This window comes from Bacillus sp. Xin1, assembly GCF_013314535.1.
GTDB lineage: Bacteria > Bacillota > Bacilli > Bacillales > Bacillaceae_G > Bacillus_A.
The window spans coordinates 91634-105104 of record NZ_JABUAE010000005.1 but is presented as its reverse complement, the minus strand read 5'-3'; the positions used below and the strand labels follow the sequence as shown (position 1 = coordinate 105104).

Below are 13471 nucleotides of genomic sequence, written 5' to 3'. Positions count from 1 at the left end.
ACTAAGAAAACGGAGTAAAGGGAGATGAACATGCAAAAAGCATTAGAGACTAAAACGTTAACATTGTCTTATGGTGAAACAATTATTATTAATGAGTTAAATCTAGAGATTCCAAAAGGAAAAATTTCGATTTTTATCGGCTCTAACGGCTGCGGAAAATCAACTTTATTACGTTCGCTTGCTCGTTTACTAAAACCAACATCAGGTGATATTTTACTAGAGGATAAAGCAATTCAAAATATGCAAACGAAGCAAATCGCTCGGCAAATGGCAATTTTACCGCAAGGTCCTCAAGCTCCAGAAGGGCTAACTGTGCTTCAGCTTGTAAAACAAGGGCGTTATCCATATCAAACATGGCTTAAACAATGGTCAGAAAAAGATGAGGAAATGGTACAAAAGGCGCTTGCAGCAACAGGTATGACTGAATTTGCTGAGCGTGATGTTCACGCACTTTCAGGTGGACAACGTCAGCGTGCTTGGATTGCGATGACGCTTGCACAAGATACGGATATTATTTTGTTAGATGAGCCAACAACATATTTAGATATGACACATCAAATTGAAGTACTTGATTTGTTATTCGAATTAAATGAAACTGAACAAAGAACAATCGTTATGGTACTGCATGATTTAAACTTAGCTTGCCGCTATGCAGACAATATTGTAGCCATTCAAGATAAACAAATTTATGCGCAAGGTAAGCCAGAAGAAATTATTGACTGCAAGCTAGTTCGTGACGTATTCCGCATGGAGTGTCAAATTACGACAGATCCGTTATTTGGAACACCGCTATGCATTCCGCAGGGAAGAGGAAGATGTTTACTTCCGCAAGTAGCGCAAGTAGTGAAATGAAAAAAGCGATGAAATTTCATCGCTTTTTTATTTTTTACAAGAAAATAAGAGAAAGAGGGGAATACGCAATCTCCTCGTATATTCTTCTTCATTTTGGAAATGTCGCCGCTTTGGTGTTGCTTCTCGTAAGTCTGTAATTGTAAAACCAGCTTGTTGTAAGAGAATGAAGTATTGTTCAGTAGTACGATGATATTTGATTACTTCTTGATCGATCCACGGTTCTACACGTTTCCCGCTTTTAAAATAATCGTCAATGAGCCAATTTGTACGTGTACTACCAGATTGTAAGCTCTCAAAAGAAGAAGTAATAACGGGATGTTGCACACTAAAGGTGAAAGTGCCATCTGTTTTTAAGGTTTGATAGATGTTTTGAAAAATAATATCGAGATCATCAATATAGTGAAGAGCGAGTCTAGATGTAACGAGATCAAAAGTAGAAGAAGGGTACGTATAGTCTTTGAGGTTCATGAAATGGACAGTGCCATTTACGTTTTTTAGTTGTTGTACAGCTTCTGTATACATAAGGTGAGAGCCTTCAATACCTGTGTAAGAAAGACATCCTTTTTGCAATAATTCCACACCAAATTTAGCATCACCGCATCCTAAGTCAAGAATGTTCTTCCCTTTCATATCCCCGATGAGCTGCAATAAGGTAGGTTTTTCAATTGCTTCATTTGGATTATCATTTCGATATATGCGCTTCATATACTGTTCAAAAAAAGAATCATTATTATACACTTCAGATTCTGTAAATGCCATTTTCTCAGCTCCAAAAAATATTTTCTCTATTCTATCAAAGTTTAAAAGCAAAGGATAGCTTTCTGTCGTTTTATCATATATAATTTAGAGTTGTAAGCGTTTTCTTCGAACTATTTTTCTATAATAAATTTCGAAAACGTGTTAAGCTAGTAGAGGGATTATTAGCATTATTAAGACAATAATTCGCTTACATGAACGATAGGGAGGCTTCACGATGTCTAGTAAAACACTTGCAAACTTTTTAGAAGAAAATTTAGAGGATTTAAAAGCAAAGGGGCTTTATAACGTAATCGATCCGCTAGAAAGTCCAAATGGACCAATCATTACAATTGGCGGAAAAGAATATATTAACTTATCTTCAAATAACTATCTTGGTTTAGCAACAGACAATCGCCTGCAAGAAGCAGCAATTGAGGCAATTCATAAGTATGGCGTTGGTGCAGGAGCGGTTCGTACAATTAACGGTACTCTTGATTTGCATATCAAATTAGAAGAAACAATTGCAAAGTTCAAACATACAGAAGCAGCGATTGCATATCAATCAGGATTTAACTGTAATATGGCAGCGATTTCAGCTGTTATGGATAAAAATGATGCAATTCTTTCTGATGAATTAAACCATGCGTCTATTATTGACGGTAGTCGTTTATCAAAAGCAAAAATTATTGTGTATAAACATTCTGATATGGAAGACTTGCGCAAAAAAGCAACAGAGGCCAAGGAATCAGGTCTTTACAATAAATTGATGGTTATTACAGATGGCGTCTTCTCAATGGATGGTGATGTTGCGAAACTACCAGAAATTGTTGAAATTGCAGAAGAGTTAGATTTAATGACATATGTAGATGATGCACATGGTTCAGGTGTACTTGGAAAAGGTGCAGGTACTGTAAAACATTTCGGTCTTTCTGATAAAGTAGATTTCCAAATTGGTACATTATCAAAAGCGATTGGGGTAGTTGGCGGATATGTAGCAGGAAAACAAAACTTAATTGATTGGTTAAAAGTTCGTTCACGTCCATTCTTATTCTCCACAGCGCTAACACCGGCAGATGCAGCAGCTTGTATGAGATCGATTGAAATTTTAATGGAAAGCACGGAATTACATGATCGCTTATGGGAAAATGGTCGCTATTTAAAACAAGGTTTAAAAGAGCTTGGCTTTAACATTGGAGAAAGTGAAACACCAATTACACCTTGTATTATTGGTGATGAAGTATTAACACAAGAGTTCAGTAAACGTCTAAATGAAGAAGGCGTTTATGCGAAATCAATTGTATTCCCGACTGTAGCAAAAGGAACAGGTCGTGTTCGTAATATGCCAACAGCAGCTCATACGAAAGAAATGCTGGATGAAGCGATTCGTACGTATGAAAAAGTGGGCAAAGAAATGGGAATCATTTAACACAATTACATCTTTTGAAAGCTTGCAAATGAGGAGTGGGAAAAATGAAAAAAATTCTAGTAACCGGTTCTTTAGGGCAAATTGGTTCTGAACTTGTAATGAAACTTCGTGATGTATACGGCGCATCAAACGTTATTGCAACAGATATTCGTGAGACGGATAGTGATGTCGTAAAATCTGGTCCATTTGAAACGTTAGATGTAACTGATGGTCAGAAACTACACGATATTGCAAAACGTAATGAAGTAGATACAATTATTCATTTAGCAGCTTTACTTTCAGCGACTGCAGAAAAGAATCCGTTATTTGCGTGGAATTTAAATATGGGCGGACTTGTAAATGCGTTAGAAGCAGCACGTGAGCTGGAATGTAAATTTTTCACACCAAGTTCTATCGGTGCATTTGGTCCAACAACGCCAAAAGATAATACACCGCAAGATACAATTCAGCGTCCTACTACAATGTATGGGGTAAACAAAGTAGCAGGAGAATTATTATGCGATTATTATCATCAAAAATTTGGCGTTGATACGCGCGGTGTACGTTTCCCAGGTTTAATTTCTTACGTAGCTCCTCCAGGAGGCGGCACAACTGATTATGCAGTTGAAATTTATTATGAAGCAATTAAAAAAGGTACCTACACCTCTTACATTGCGGAAGGCACATACATGGATATGATGTATATGCCAGATGCACTGCAAGCAATTGTTTCTTTAATGGAAGCAGATCCAAGTAAGTTAATACATCGTAACGCTTTTAATATTACTGCAATGAGTTTCGAACCGGAACAAATTGCAGCAGCAATCCGTAAGCACATTCCGACGTTTACAATGGATTACGCTGTAGATCCAGCTCGTCAAACAATTGCTGATAGTTGGCCAAACTCAATCGATGCGACAGCAGCGAAAGAAGAGTGGGGCTTTAAAGCGGATTACGACTTAGATAAAATGACAGCTGATATGCTGGCAAAGTTAAAAAAAAAGTTAACAGCTGAGTTAGTGCTTAGCTAATGAAAAAGAACCGCTTCAATTCTTTGAAGCGGTTCTTTTTGTGAAACTTAGTTTAGGAAAGAAATACATTTTCTCGTTATATAGATTTTACCTTATTCGTATCTACGCTTCTTGTTTCGGTGCTAGCTTCAGGATATTGCTGCTCTGTTTCTTCGTATTGTTTTTCATATTCGTAACTAAATGCTTTATGTGTTTTTTGATCTTTCTCCCAAGGAGTCGATTTTCCTAAATTTCTGTTAGTGGAAGAACCGTAAGGCCCCTCAGGAAACTCTTCGGGAATGATATATTCATGTCTTGCTTCAGCAGCTGTAACATCCGTATATTGTTCATCCTTTTTTGGGGACAAATGAAACATCCTTTCTAATATATTTAGTAGTAGACGCCTTCCTTAATATACCCAAAAAGGTTTTTATGAATTTTTCATTTCCTTTTCTTCTTAATAGAATTATTTATATATCTTCATAATTAGTAGTGCGAGCGAGTAGAATTGTATAGAAAATTGAACCAAATTTAGATACGTAAAAATACAAATAGGAGGAAATATATATGAAAAGAGTCGATGTTGTCTATTCATTAATTTATAATCAAGAAAAGAATCAAATATTAATGGTACATAATGTAGAACAAAATGCTTGGTCATTACCAGGTGGCGCAGTGGAAAAAGGAGAAACATTAGAAGCTGCAGCTGTAAGAGAGGCAAAAGAAGAAACAGGATTAATAGTAGAGATACAGGGGGTTGCTGCAATAAACGAAAAGTTTTTTACTGAGGTAAGTAACCATGCATTGTTGATTACTTTTCACGCCGATGTGATAGATGGGGATATTGCTGTGCAAGATGCAGATGAGATTTCGGTAATAGAATGGATCGATGTGAAAACAGCAAACACGCGCTTTCCATATTATGATGGGGGAATTGAATCGTTATTAAAAACATCTATTCCATATAAATTTCAAAAGGAAACAAAATAGTACATGAAATTTTATCGGCGCTTTTTCAAAGATATCGACTGTTTCTTACGTATATCGGCGCAAATTAAAATATATCAGCGATTCGACATAGGATATCGATCACTCGACAAATAACGATTAAAAAACAGGAGCCAAATGGGCTCCTGCTTGTTATTCAATCGTCTTCAGCAATAATTTCTTCAATAACGGCTTAATCTTTAAGCGTAAATCTTCAGCGTGGTTTGCAACTAAGAAATGATGATTATAAATATTTTTCATCAATTGATATGTTGCTTCTTTTGCTTCGCCTTCTTCGATGAAAATCCCGATGACTTCCATACCGCTTTTACGAGCAAGTTTAACCGCCTCGTGTGTATCTAAAATACCATCTTGTTGGTAGTCTAAAGCAGATGGTTCACCGTCTGTAAATACGAGTAGGAATTTGTGCTTCTCTGGTCGTTTTGCTAGTTTTTCTGAAACGATGCGGATAATGTAACCGTCGCGATTGTCTTCTTCTTCGCGAAGTTGCATTATTTCTGGACCAACGTTTGGAAGCGTTGAGTTTTTGTATGTTACCACTTCATGAATTACGTTTGGTTTATCTTCTGGTGTCGCACTAGAAGCATCTTCCCAGAATCCACTAATTGCATGTGGAATTTTTAATGATTTTAATGCTTCATGGAATAGAACAACACTCTTTTTCGTTTCTTCCATTTTGTTATACATAGAACCAGAGCAGTCGACTAATAGTTGAAAAGCAACGTCAAGCTCTTGCGATTCTTGTCCCTTTTTATAAAACATACGCGGCTGTTTTTCTGTATAAATACGAAGGAATTTCTTACGAAGTCTTCCGTAATATTTATCACTATTTGCGTTTGTTTTGTTTTCGATCGTCTTCTCAATGATTTTCTTTAACTCTTTTACATCTTTATTAATGACTGATTTGATCGCTTGATAATCTTTTTTATCATCAGGATTTGGCTTGCGTGCTTCTTTAAATGTATGAGAAGCACCAACGTTATATTTACCGTATATGCCTTCATTTTGACTAGATGCATGGGAAGCTCTTGCTTCTTCTGCATCAGCCCCATCAAAGTTAGATTGCGTACTTTTTTGCGAAGTCCCTTGTACAGAACCAAGCGCTTGATCGCCATCTTCTGATTCACGAGCGGTATCACCCATCATATTTGTTTTTGTTCCGCTTTCTAATTCAAAGCGTAAAAAGTTCTCGTTTTCGTTATTTTTATTTTCACGATGCCATGTTGAGAAGCTTTCATTAATTTTATTTTTATTCTCATCATCTACGATTTGAGTATCATCATTTGCTAATTCTTCGACGCGACAGTTCTTTTCATCTGCAATGACAGATAAGTAGAGTGGGGCGTGTCCGAAGTAGTTATTGATCATATCATTTTCCAGAAGACCTTCTAGACGATAGCGAATTTTTTCAACGACGTACATAATATCTTCCGTATTACGTGCTTGGAATGTTTCGTGTAAAATCGTTTCAATTTGCTCGAAATATTCATTGTTAAACATTTCATATTTATCGCTCGTTAATGAAAGATAACATAAACAAAATAGACGATCGCCGTGATAATTACGAACGCGGTTTATTTCATTTTGTGAGCCGAAGTAATTACGATACATTTCTTTTCGGCGCTTAAAAATATGTTTTGTGCCAGGACGTAAGCTTTTCACGATTTCCTCAACCCGTAAATCTTCTAATAAAACAAATAATTGTGTTAAAAACTTTTTAAGAGGAGATTCTTGTAATTCAATTGCATAAGAGCGAATTAAAGTCATGTCCGAGTAATGTTTATTACCAAGTGCTTTTAAAAACACTTCGCTTTTTAGTCCGATTACGGTATCTTCTTCTTTTCGATCATCCCAAAAGTGACTAATGACAACCTTTTTTTCTATTTCGTCGTAGTATGCTTTATAGCCGTACTCAAGGTAGGCATCTTCTTCTTTTAGAAGGGCATACATTAAATTTTCCATTTGAAGAAACAGCGACGCATCAATTTTTTTGTCACTAAAAATTTGTCTCATGAATTATCCCTCAAAAAAGTAGCTTTCTGCTAATTCACGGACAGTCATTTGTTCTGTTTCATCATTTAATTTTGCGATGATGCTGCGCTCAATCGCACGCATAACAGGGATATATACACCTAAATCACATGCGTCGATAATTCCGCGAATACTTGCTGCTTCTTCACTGACGCGTCCATCACGAGCAAGTGGCATGAGGTCACTTGCGAATGCTACAAATTTTCCAATCGTTGCAACATCTTTTAATTTTGATTCAGACAGTAATAATTCTTTTAATGTATCACCTTGAATGTAAGGAACTTCAATGATGACGAAGCGGTTTTTTAATGCTTCGTTTAGTTCGCTCGTTCCAACGTAACCTTCGTTAATTGCCGCAATAACGCGGTACTCCTCATCACCATATACAACTTGTTGTGTAAATGGGTTTGTGATCATTTTACGGTAATCTAACGCACCGTGAAGAAGAGGAAGTGTTTCAGGTTTTGCCATATTGATTTCATCGATATATAAGAAATGGCCGTTTTTCATTGCTTTCATAAGAGGACCGTCAACGAAGGAAACTTCAGATGCTCCATCTTTTGTTTTTAAAGTATTGTATCCTAAAATACCTTCAACATCTAAATCGACAGAACAGTTAATACTGTGCATTGGTTTTTGGAATAAAGAAGATAGTGTTTCTGCAAGTACAGTTTTACCGCTTCCTGTCGGGCCTTTTAATAAAATGTTTTTGCCAAGTAAAAGTGCTGTAATGGCATCTTCAATAATGCTGCTATCTGATGCTTTATACATTTTTGTTCCAATTAAATGTGCATTTTCACCAGCTGCTTGCTTATTTTTGTCGTGAATTGTTGCTAATTGCTGTTTTAAATCAGCATGTATATGAAATTGTTCTAACATGTATTTCCCACCTAACATTATTTTCATAAAGTAAACAATACATCTTATGATAACTTGTTTTAATATGGTATGCAAAGAAAAGGAGAGGGAGGGGAATGTATCATTATAAAAGAAAAAAGTAATCAAATGTATTTTGATTACTTTTTAAAGTAAGGGTGAAATTAGACGCATTAGGGATTCCAGTATGCGTTTTCGAATACTACGCTTTTGAAATGATTCCCATCTGATTTCTATAGAATTGTTAAAGTCCTCTTCAAAATCCTGTTTAATATCGAGAACTGTTTTGGATTCGTATAACATTGCAATAATCTCATAATTAAGCTCAAAGCTACGAATATCCATATTTGCTGTACCAATTGATGCAATCTCATCATCAACAAGTACAATTTTCGCATGCATAAATGCATCTTTATAGCGATAAATAGAGACTCCAGCTTTTAAGAGTGGTGTAAAGTAGGATTGGGACGCTTGATCACTAATGATACTATCGTTTTTGCCTGGATATAGAACGCGGACATCAATTCCAGCAGTGGCGCTTAAACGCAATAATGTTAATGTTTCTTGATCTGGAATAAAGTAGGGCGTTGCGATCCAAATGGATTTTTTCGCCGAGCCCATAGCGGCTAACAAAGCATTGCGAATGCTCTTATCATCGGAACTTGGACCACTTGCGATAATCTGAACGGCACCTTCTGCTTGAGGAATACCTTGTCCAGGAAAGTATTCTCTATTCATAAATGAATCCCAAGAATAGGTATTTAAACCGCTAGAAGCATATAGCCAATCCTCTAGAAAAACAGCTTGTAGTTTATACAATGCTTTTCCTTCTATTTTTAAATGGCTATCGCGCCAAATTGGAAACTTTTTCGAGCGGCCAAGATATTCATCACCAACGTTAAGTCCACCAGTAAAACCAATGACTCCATCTACAATAACAATTTTACGATGGTTCCGATAATTGACTGTTTCCAGTAGCCACGGTGAAAGAATGGGGTCAAATTCAACGATTTCAATTCCGGCTTCTTTCATCGGTTGTAAGAAGCGATTTCGCAGTGTATTACTTCCAAGTCCATCGTAAAGAAAACGCACGATGACGCCCGATTTTGCTTTTTCTATTAATGCATCCCGAATTCTTGTGCCGATTTCATCTGAACGATAAATATAGTATTGAATATGAATGTGATGCTGTGCATTTTCGATGGCCTGTATGATCTCGGTAAATGTTTCTTCTCCGTTTGTTAATAGCTTTGTTGTTGTTTCATCTGCGACAGGACCACCGCCAAATTTTTGGACAACTTTAGTTAAATGGGTAGACCGTTCATTTAATGAGGAAGGAAGTGCTACATCTAAACGCTTGCCTTCTAAAATCTGCCGGAATACATTTCGCTGTTCTTCTGCACGATGCAAATGTTTTGTTCTTCTCCAGCGACTTCGTCCAAAAAGTGCATACAATAGTACACCAACAACAGGAAGAAGCGCTAATACTAAAAACCATGCAAGTGTACTTTGTGGAGAGCGATTTTCGATAAAAATAATGAAGGAAATTCCTATAATCGTAATCGACCATAGTACACCAACAAATTTATATAAAGATATGACCTCTTTATTTAAGAGCATAAGTACAATTGCTACAAGTGTAAATACAAATAGTAATTGAACGACACGGTTTTTCATATGTATATATTTCACCTATTCTTTCTTATGTATTACTTTATAGAAATTTAGTATAGCACCCTTATTATAAAACGTTTTGTTTTATCTGTACAAATCTAGATAAAATGCCCAAGCCTTCCGCATTTGTCCTGCATAGGGTGATAAGACGATTCGGGAAAAAATAACAAGGAGATTTTATTTGTAATCGTACACAATAGGAAAGAGGCATTTTAATATGAAATGGAGTTAGAGTTATATATATGCAAAAATATGTGCAATTGTATAAGCTACTTTTTGTTTTTACAGTATTATTTGGAAGTTGTTCTCCAGTGAATAAGAAGCCTTCTCCATCAGTAAAAATGGATGGGAAAGCAAATCAATATAAGATTCAACAAGTGAAACAAGAAACAGCAAAACCTTTACCAGAGAAAATTGTTTTATCACATGTTCCGTTTATAAGACAGCTTCCTGAATTAAAAAGAGGTTGTGAAGTAACGAGTTTGGCGATGCTACTTCAGTCAGCAAATATTCAAGTAGATAAAATGAGGTTAGCCAAGGAAATACATAAAGTTCCGTTTTGGATTGGAAATAAACATGGGCATCCAAACGAGGGGTTTGTTGGGAATATTTACACGTATTCTTATCCTGGATATGGAGCATATCATAAGCCAATTTATAAATTGGCACAGCAATATTTAGGGGAACGAGCAATTGATTTAACGGGAAAAGATATAGAGAGTATTTATACACAAATTCGTTCGGGGATACCAGTTTTAGTCATTACAAATTCTACTTTTCGGCGTCTTTCCGATGGTCATTTTCGTAATTGGGAAACGCCGCAAGGAATGGTTCGTATTACGTACTATGAGCATAGTGTGCTCGTAACCGGATATGATAAAGAAAAAGTATATGTTCATAATCCTCTTGGAGCAGAACCACATATCGCTGTTTCCAAAAATGAATTTCAAGCAGCTTGGGAGCAAATGGGGAAGCAAGCGATTAGCTATAAAAAAGAGCTTAAGTAATCATATTTACTATGTAGATTCAAGTGCCGCTGGTTTATTTAACCGCTAAAAGTACAATTGATAAAGGGGAATCAAAGTTTCACTTTATTAGCATAGAAAGAGTTTCATGTGAAACAATATATAATGAAACTTTAATTAGTGGCGGTTTTCTTCATCCTCCACTGATTATTAGTTGAACGTTTCTTAGGAATACAAAAAGCTGTGGGAAACACTCCAGTATATTTGGAATGTAGCTCACAGCTTCTGTTGTATTAGCTAGCTTTATTATTAGGCTGTTCTGAAGCAGAAGTAGATGAATTTTTCATAAGAATCGGGTAAAGAACGAGACCTAATACAAACAATCCAATTCCTAAGAAAAATGTTTTTAAATCAGCTGTTCCCGTTTTAATTACCCAAATGGAGTATAGGAGTGCAAGTACGGTAATGATTCCATCCTTTACTCGAGAGCCTGGTGTTATATCGTATGTCTCTCCTGTAACAACAAGCTTTAATTGGTATAGGGTAGAAACAAGGTATGGAATTAAATAAGCTAAAGTCGCAACAGCAATGGCAAAATTATAAGCTTCTGAAACAGTGCCAGATATTGTTGAGAACAAGAAAATTTGCGTCATAATATTTGTAATAAACAGTGATTTTGAAGGACTTCCTTTTTTATTCGTTTTTCCAAAAAATTTCGGGAAAATTCCGTTCTTTGCTGCTTGATAAGGTACTTCCGAGCTAACAACAATCCAGCCAACAGTAGATCCAAATAATGATACAAGTGCAAGTAGTGCCATGATATAAGCACCCTTATTACCGATGGCTAGGTTTAAAGCATCTACTAAAGGTTTTTGTGACTCTTTTAAAGCATCTTGTGGAAGAGCACCCATTGTCAGTAGTGTAATTGCCATGTAAATAAGAAGAGCAATAATTAAACCGAAAATTGTTGCCTTTTTTACATCGCGCTGTGATTTTGCGCGATTCGATAGCATAACTGCTGACTCAATTCCTATAAATGCCCAAAGAGTTGCAATTGCAGCGGAATTTATTTGTCCGCCTAATGGAATCGATTTCCCAGCTTCATTCATAAATGTTTGACCATCGCCAAAATTAGAAACATTAAAAATAAATAATGTAATGACGATAAACATTGTAAATCCAATGATTTTTGCAATGGTTGCAAGCAGATTCATGTTACCAGCACTATCAATATTTTGAGAAAGAATATATTGAATGCCCCATAGCATTATGCTACATACAGCAAATGTTAAACCTTTTCCAAGTTCTAATGAAAATCCGTTTAGTGAAAAAAGAACTTGCTTACTTTGTAAAACTGGGAAGAATGTAGATAGGTATCCTGCAAATGAAATAATAACAGAAGCAGTTGCCGCCCAGTTTGCCGCCCAGTATCCCCATGCCATACTATATCCAGCAACTTTACCTGCCTTTTGAGAAGTAAACATTGCTTGTGCGTAACTTTGTGGCCCAGCCTTTAAATTTGGTTTACGTACGGCCAGGTTTCCAAATACAAGAGCAATCATAAATACACCAAGTCCTGTAATACTCCATGCAAGTGTAGAACCCATTGGTCCTGATACTTGTGCTAAATTTGCTGGAAGCATAAATACGCCGCCACCAACCATATTTCCAACAACAAATGCTGTTAAAATCCATAAACCCCATTTTTTCGTTTCCATGTTTGTTTATCTCCTTTGTAGTAGTTTTGCTTATTCATCATCTTTTTACTAGCGTTTTTGAGAACAAAAAAAGAGCCATGTAGATAAAAAATACCTACATGGCTCTTTGCCTAACGTAGGTACAACGGGAATAACCCTTGTACCTACGCGTGAATTTTTCCGCTAGGTTTCAAGGGTTAAGTATGATGATGATGTTTTTGTGCAAATGTAACTATAGTCGTATTGGTAAGCATAGTTCTTTGCTCCCTTTCTCCTCTGATTTTGAAGTTAGTATACTACATGTTTTTTAGAATGAAAAGAGAAATGTGAAAAAATTTATAAAAATTCGTATTGATGACTAAATATTTATATAGATATTTCTTGTATTGGAAAATAATTGAGAGATTGGAATAGATTTTTGACATGCTATAATACAAATAGAATTAGAAGGTGACAAGGGGATATTCAAAATGATAAGTAAGTATGAACAAATTTATACGGAGATAAGTAATTCAATTGATAGTCGCACATTACAAGAGGGGTGTAAAATTCCTTCTGAAACAGAGTTAATGAAGCAGTATGAAGCGAGTCGTGGAACAGTAAGAAAAGCGGTGGACTTATTACAGGAACGTGGATATGTACAGAAAATACATGGTAAGGGTGTTTTTGTTTTAAAACGAAAAAATATTGAATTCAACTTTGGTGGAATTGTGAGTTTTCAAGAAGAAAATGAAAGGTTGGGCCGCCATTGTATAACAAATGTTGTAGAGATGAAGGAGCTCGAAGCAACAAAAGATATAGCAAAATTATTAAACGTAAAGGCAAAAGCGAAGATAGATCATATTAAACGTGTTCGAAATATTGATGGAGAAAACGTGATTCTAGATGTAAACTATTTTGTATCTGAATATATTCCAGGATTATCAAAGGAAATTGCCGAGAAATCGATTTATAAATACATCGAGAAAGAATTAGGATTACATATTAGTTATTCACAACGTATTATCGAAGTGCAGCCTTGTACAGAAGATGATCGTAAGTATTTAGATTTGAATGGAACAGATTATGTAGTCGTTGTAAAAAACTTTACGCACCTTTATGATGGAAGTCAGTTTGAATATACGGAGTCACGTCACCGACTTGATATTTTTCATTTTTCGGATGTGGCACGGAGAAAATAAAGAGATGAAACGATAGATGTTTCATCTCTTTTTG

At 35.9% G+C, this 13471-nt stretch carries 12 protein-coding genes; 6 read left to right on the top strand and 6 right to left on the bottom strand.

Features of this window, described 5'->3' with window-relative positions; all coding sequences use genetic code 11:
• The first annotated feature begins 24 nt into the window (after positions 1-24).
• Positions 25-852: an ABC transporter ATP-binding protein gene (locus tag HRG09_RS08150; RefSeq protein WP_174100316.1), complete on the top strand. Its 828-nt coding sequence runs from the start codon at positions 25-27 to the stop codon at positions 850-852.
• A gap of 27 nt (positions 853-879) precedes the next feature.
• Here the strand turns inward: HRG09_RS08150 and HRG09_RS08145 are convergent, their stop codons facing one another.
• Positions 880-1611 (bottom strand): class I SAM-dependent DNA methyltransferase, encoded by a 732-nt coding sequence (locus HRG09_RS08145; RefSeq protein WP_174100315.1) that lies wholly within the window; start codon positions 1609-1611, stop codon positions 880-882.
• Between the two features lie 214 nt (positions 1612-1825).
• Here HRG09_RS08145 and HRG09_RS08140 point away from each other — a divergent pair, with 214 nt between their 5' ends.
• Complete coding sequence (locus HRG09_RS08140) at positions 1826-3016, top strand: glycine C-acetyltransferase (RefSeq protein ID WP_174100314.1); 1191 nt, start codon at positions 1826-1828, stop codon at positions 3014-3016.
• Positions 3017-3060: 44 nt separating this feature from the next.
• On the top strand, positions 3061-4026 hold the full coding sequence (locus tag HRG09_RS08135) for an L-threonine 3-dehydrogenase (RefSeq protein WP_174100313.1): 966 nt from the start codon (positions 3061-3063) through the stop codon (positions 4024-4026).
• Between the two features lie 76 nt (positions 4027-4102).
• Here HRG09_RS08135 and HRG09_RS08130 read toward each other — a convergent pair whose 3' ends face one another.
• Complete coding sequence (locus tag HRG09_RS08130) at positions 4103-4381, bottom strand: hypothetical protein (RefSeq protein ID WP_174100312.1); 279 nt, start codon at positions 4379-4381, stop codon at positions 4103-4105.
• 191 nt (positions 4382-4572) lie between these two features.
• Here HRG09_RS08130 and HRG09_RS08125 point away from each other — a divergent pair, with 191 nt between their 5' ends.
• Positions 4573-4995, top strand: coding sequence for an NUDIX hydrolase (locus tag HRG09_RS08125; RefSeq protein ID WP_174100311.1), 423 nt, complete (start codon positions 4573-4575; stop codon positions 4993-4995).
• Positions 4996-5145: 150 nt separating this feature from the next.
• Here the strand turns inward: HRG09_RS08125 and HRG09_RS08120 are convergent, their stop codons facing one another.
• The 3 genes from HRG09_RS08120 to HRG09_RS08110 form a co-directional block, all read right to left on the bottom strand.
• The gene (locus HRG09_RS08120; protein ID WP_174100310.1) at positions 5146-7026 is read right to left on the bottom strand and encodes a vWA domain-containing protein; all 1881 of its coding nucleotides are present in this window, start codon (positions 7024-7026) and stop codon (positions 5146-5148) included.
• A 3-nt stretch (positions 7027-7029) separates the two neighbouring features.
• Positions 7030-7923 (bottom strand): ATP-binding protein, encoded by an 894-nt coding sequence (locus HRG09_RS08115; protein WP_174100309.1) that lies wholly within the window; start codon positions 7921-7923, stop codon positions 7030-7032.
• Positions 7924-8067: 144 nt separating this feature from the next.
• A complete protein-coding gene (locus tag HRG09_RS08110; protein WP_174100308.1) occupies positions 8068-9597 on the bottom strand; it encodes a cardiolipin synthase in 1530 nt (509 codons plus the stop codon).
• Between the two features lie 239 nt (positions 9598-9836).
• Here HRG09_RS08110 and HRG09_RS08105 point away from each other — a divergent pair, with 239 nt between their 5' ends.
• Positions 9837-10601 (top strand): C39 family peptidase, encoded by a 765-nt coding sequence (locus HRG09_RS08105; RefSeq protein WP_174100307.1) that lies wholly within the window; start codon positions 9837-9839, stop codon positions 10599-10601.
• A 251-nt stretch (positions 10602-10852) separates the two neighbouring features.
• Here the strand turns inward: HRG09_RS08105 and HRG09_RS08100 are convergent, their stop codons facing one another.
• Positions 10853-12277 (bottom strand): amino acid permease, encoded by a 1425-nt coding sequence (locus HRG09_RS08100; protein WP_174100306.1) that lies wholly within the window; start codon positions 12275-12277, stop codon positions 10853-10855.
• 449 nt (positions 12278-12726) lie between these two features.
• Between HRG09_RS08100 and treR the strand changes: the two genes are divergently transcribed.
• Positions 12727-13437, top strand: coding sequence for a trehalose operon repressor (gene treR, locus HRG09_RS08095; RefSeq protein ID WP_174100305.1), 711 nt, complete (start codon positions 12727-12729; stop codon positions 13435-13437).
• The last annotated feature ends 34 nt before the right edge of the window (positions 13438-13471 follow it).

Excerpts from the sequence above, each read along its gene's own strand:
- HRG09_RS08115 (WP_174100309.1), bottom strand. The coding sequence starts at position 7,923 with ATGTTAGAACAATTTCATATACATGCTGATTTAAAACAGCAATTAGCA.
- HRG09_RS08140 (WP_174100314.1), top strand. The coding sequence starts at position 1,826 with ATGTCTAGTAAAACACTTGCAAACTTTTTAGAAGAAAATTTAGAGGAT.
- HRG09_RS08150 (WP_174100316.1), top strand. The coding sequence starts at position 25 with ATGAACATGCAAAAAGCATTAGAGACTAAAACGTTAACATTGTCTTAT.
- HRG09_RS08145 (WP_174100315.1), bottom strand. The coding sequence starts at position 1,611 with ATGGCATTTACAGAATCTGAAGTGTATAATAATGATTCTTTTTTTGAA.
- HRG09_RS08125 (WP_174100311.1), top strand. The coding sequence starts at position 4,573 with ATGAAAAGAGTCGATGTTGTCTATTCATTAATTTATAATCAAGAAAAG.
- HRG09_RS08100 (WP_174100306.1), bottom strand. The coding sequence starts at position 12,277 with ATGGAAACGAAAAAATGGGGTTTATGGATTTTAACAGCATTTGTTGTT.
- HRG09_RS08120 (WP_174100310.1), bottom strand. The coding sequence starts at position 7,026 with ATGAGACAAATTTTTAGTGACAAAAAAATTGATGCGTCGCTGTTTCTT.
- treR (WP_174100305.1), top strand. The coding sequence starts at position 12,727 with ATGATAAGTAAGTATGAACAAATTTATACGGAGATAAGTAATTCAATT.
- HRG09_RS08105 (WP_174100307.1), top strand. The coding sequence starts at position 9,837 with ATGCAAAAATATGTGCAATTGTATAAGCTACTTTTTGTTTTTACAGTA.
- HRG09_RS08135 (WP_174100313.1), top strand. The coding sequence starts at position 3,061 with ATGAAAAAAATTCTAGTAACCGGTTCTTTAGGGCAAATTGGTTCTGAA.
- HRG09_RS08130 (WP_174100312.1), bottom strand. The coding sequence starts at position 4,381 with ATGTTTCATTTGTCCCCAAAAAAGGATGAACAATATACGGATGTTACA.
- HRG09_RS08110 (WP_174100308.1), bottom strand. The coding sequence starts at position 9,597 with ATGAAAAACCGTGTCGTTCAATTACTATTTGTATTTACACTTGTAGCA.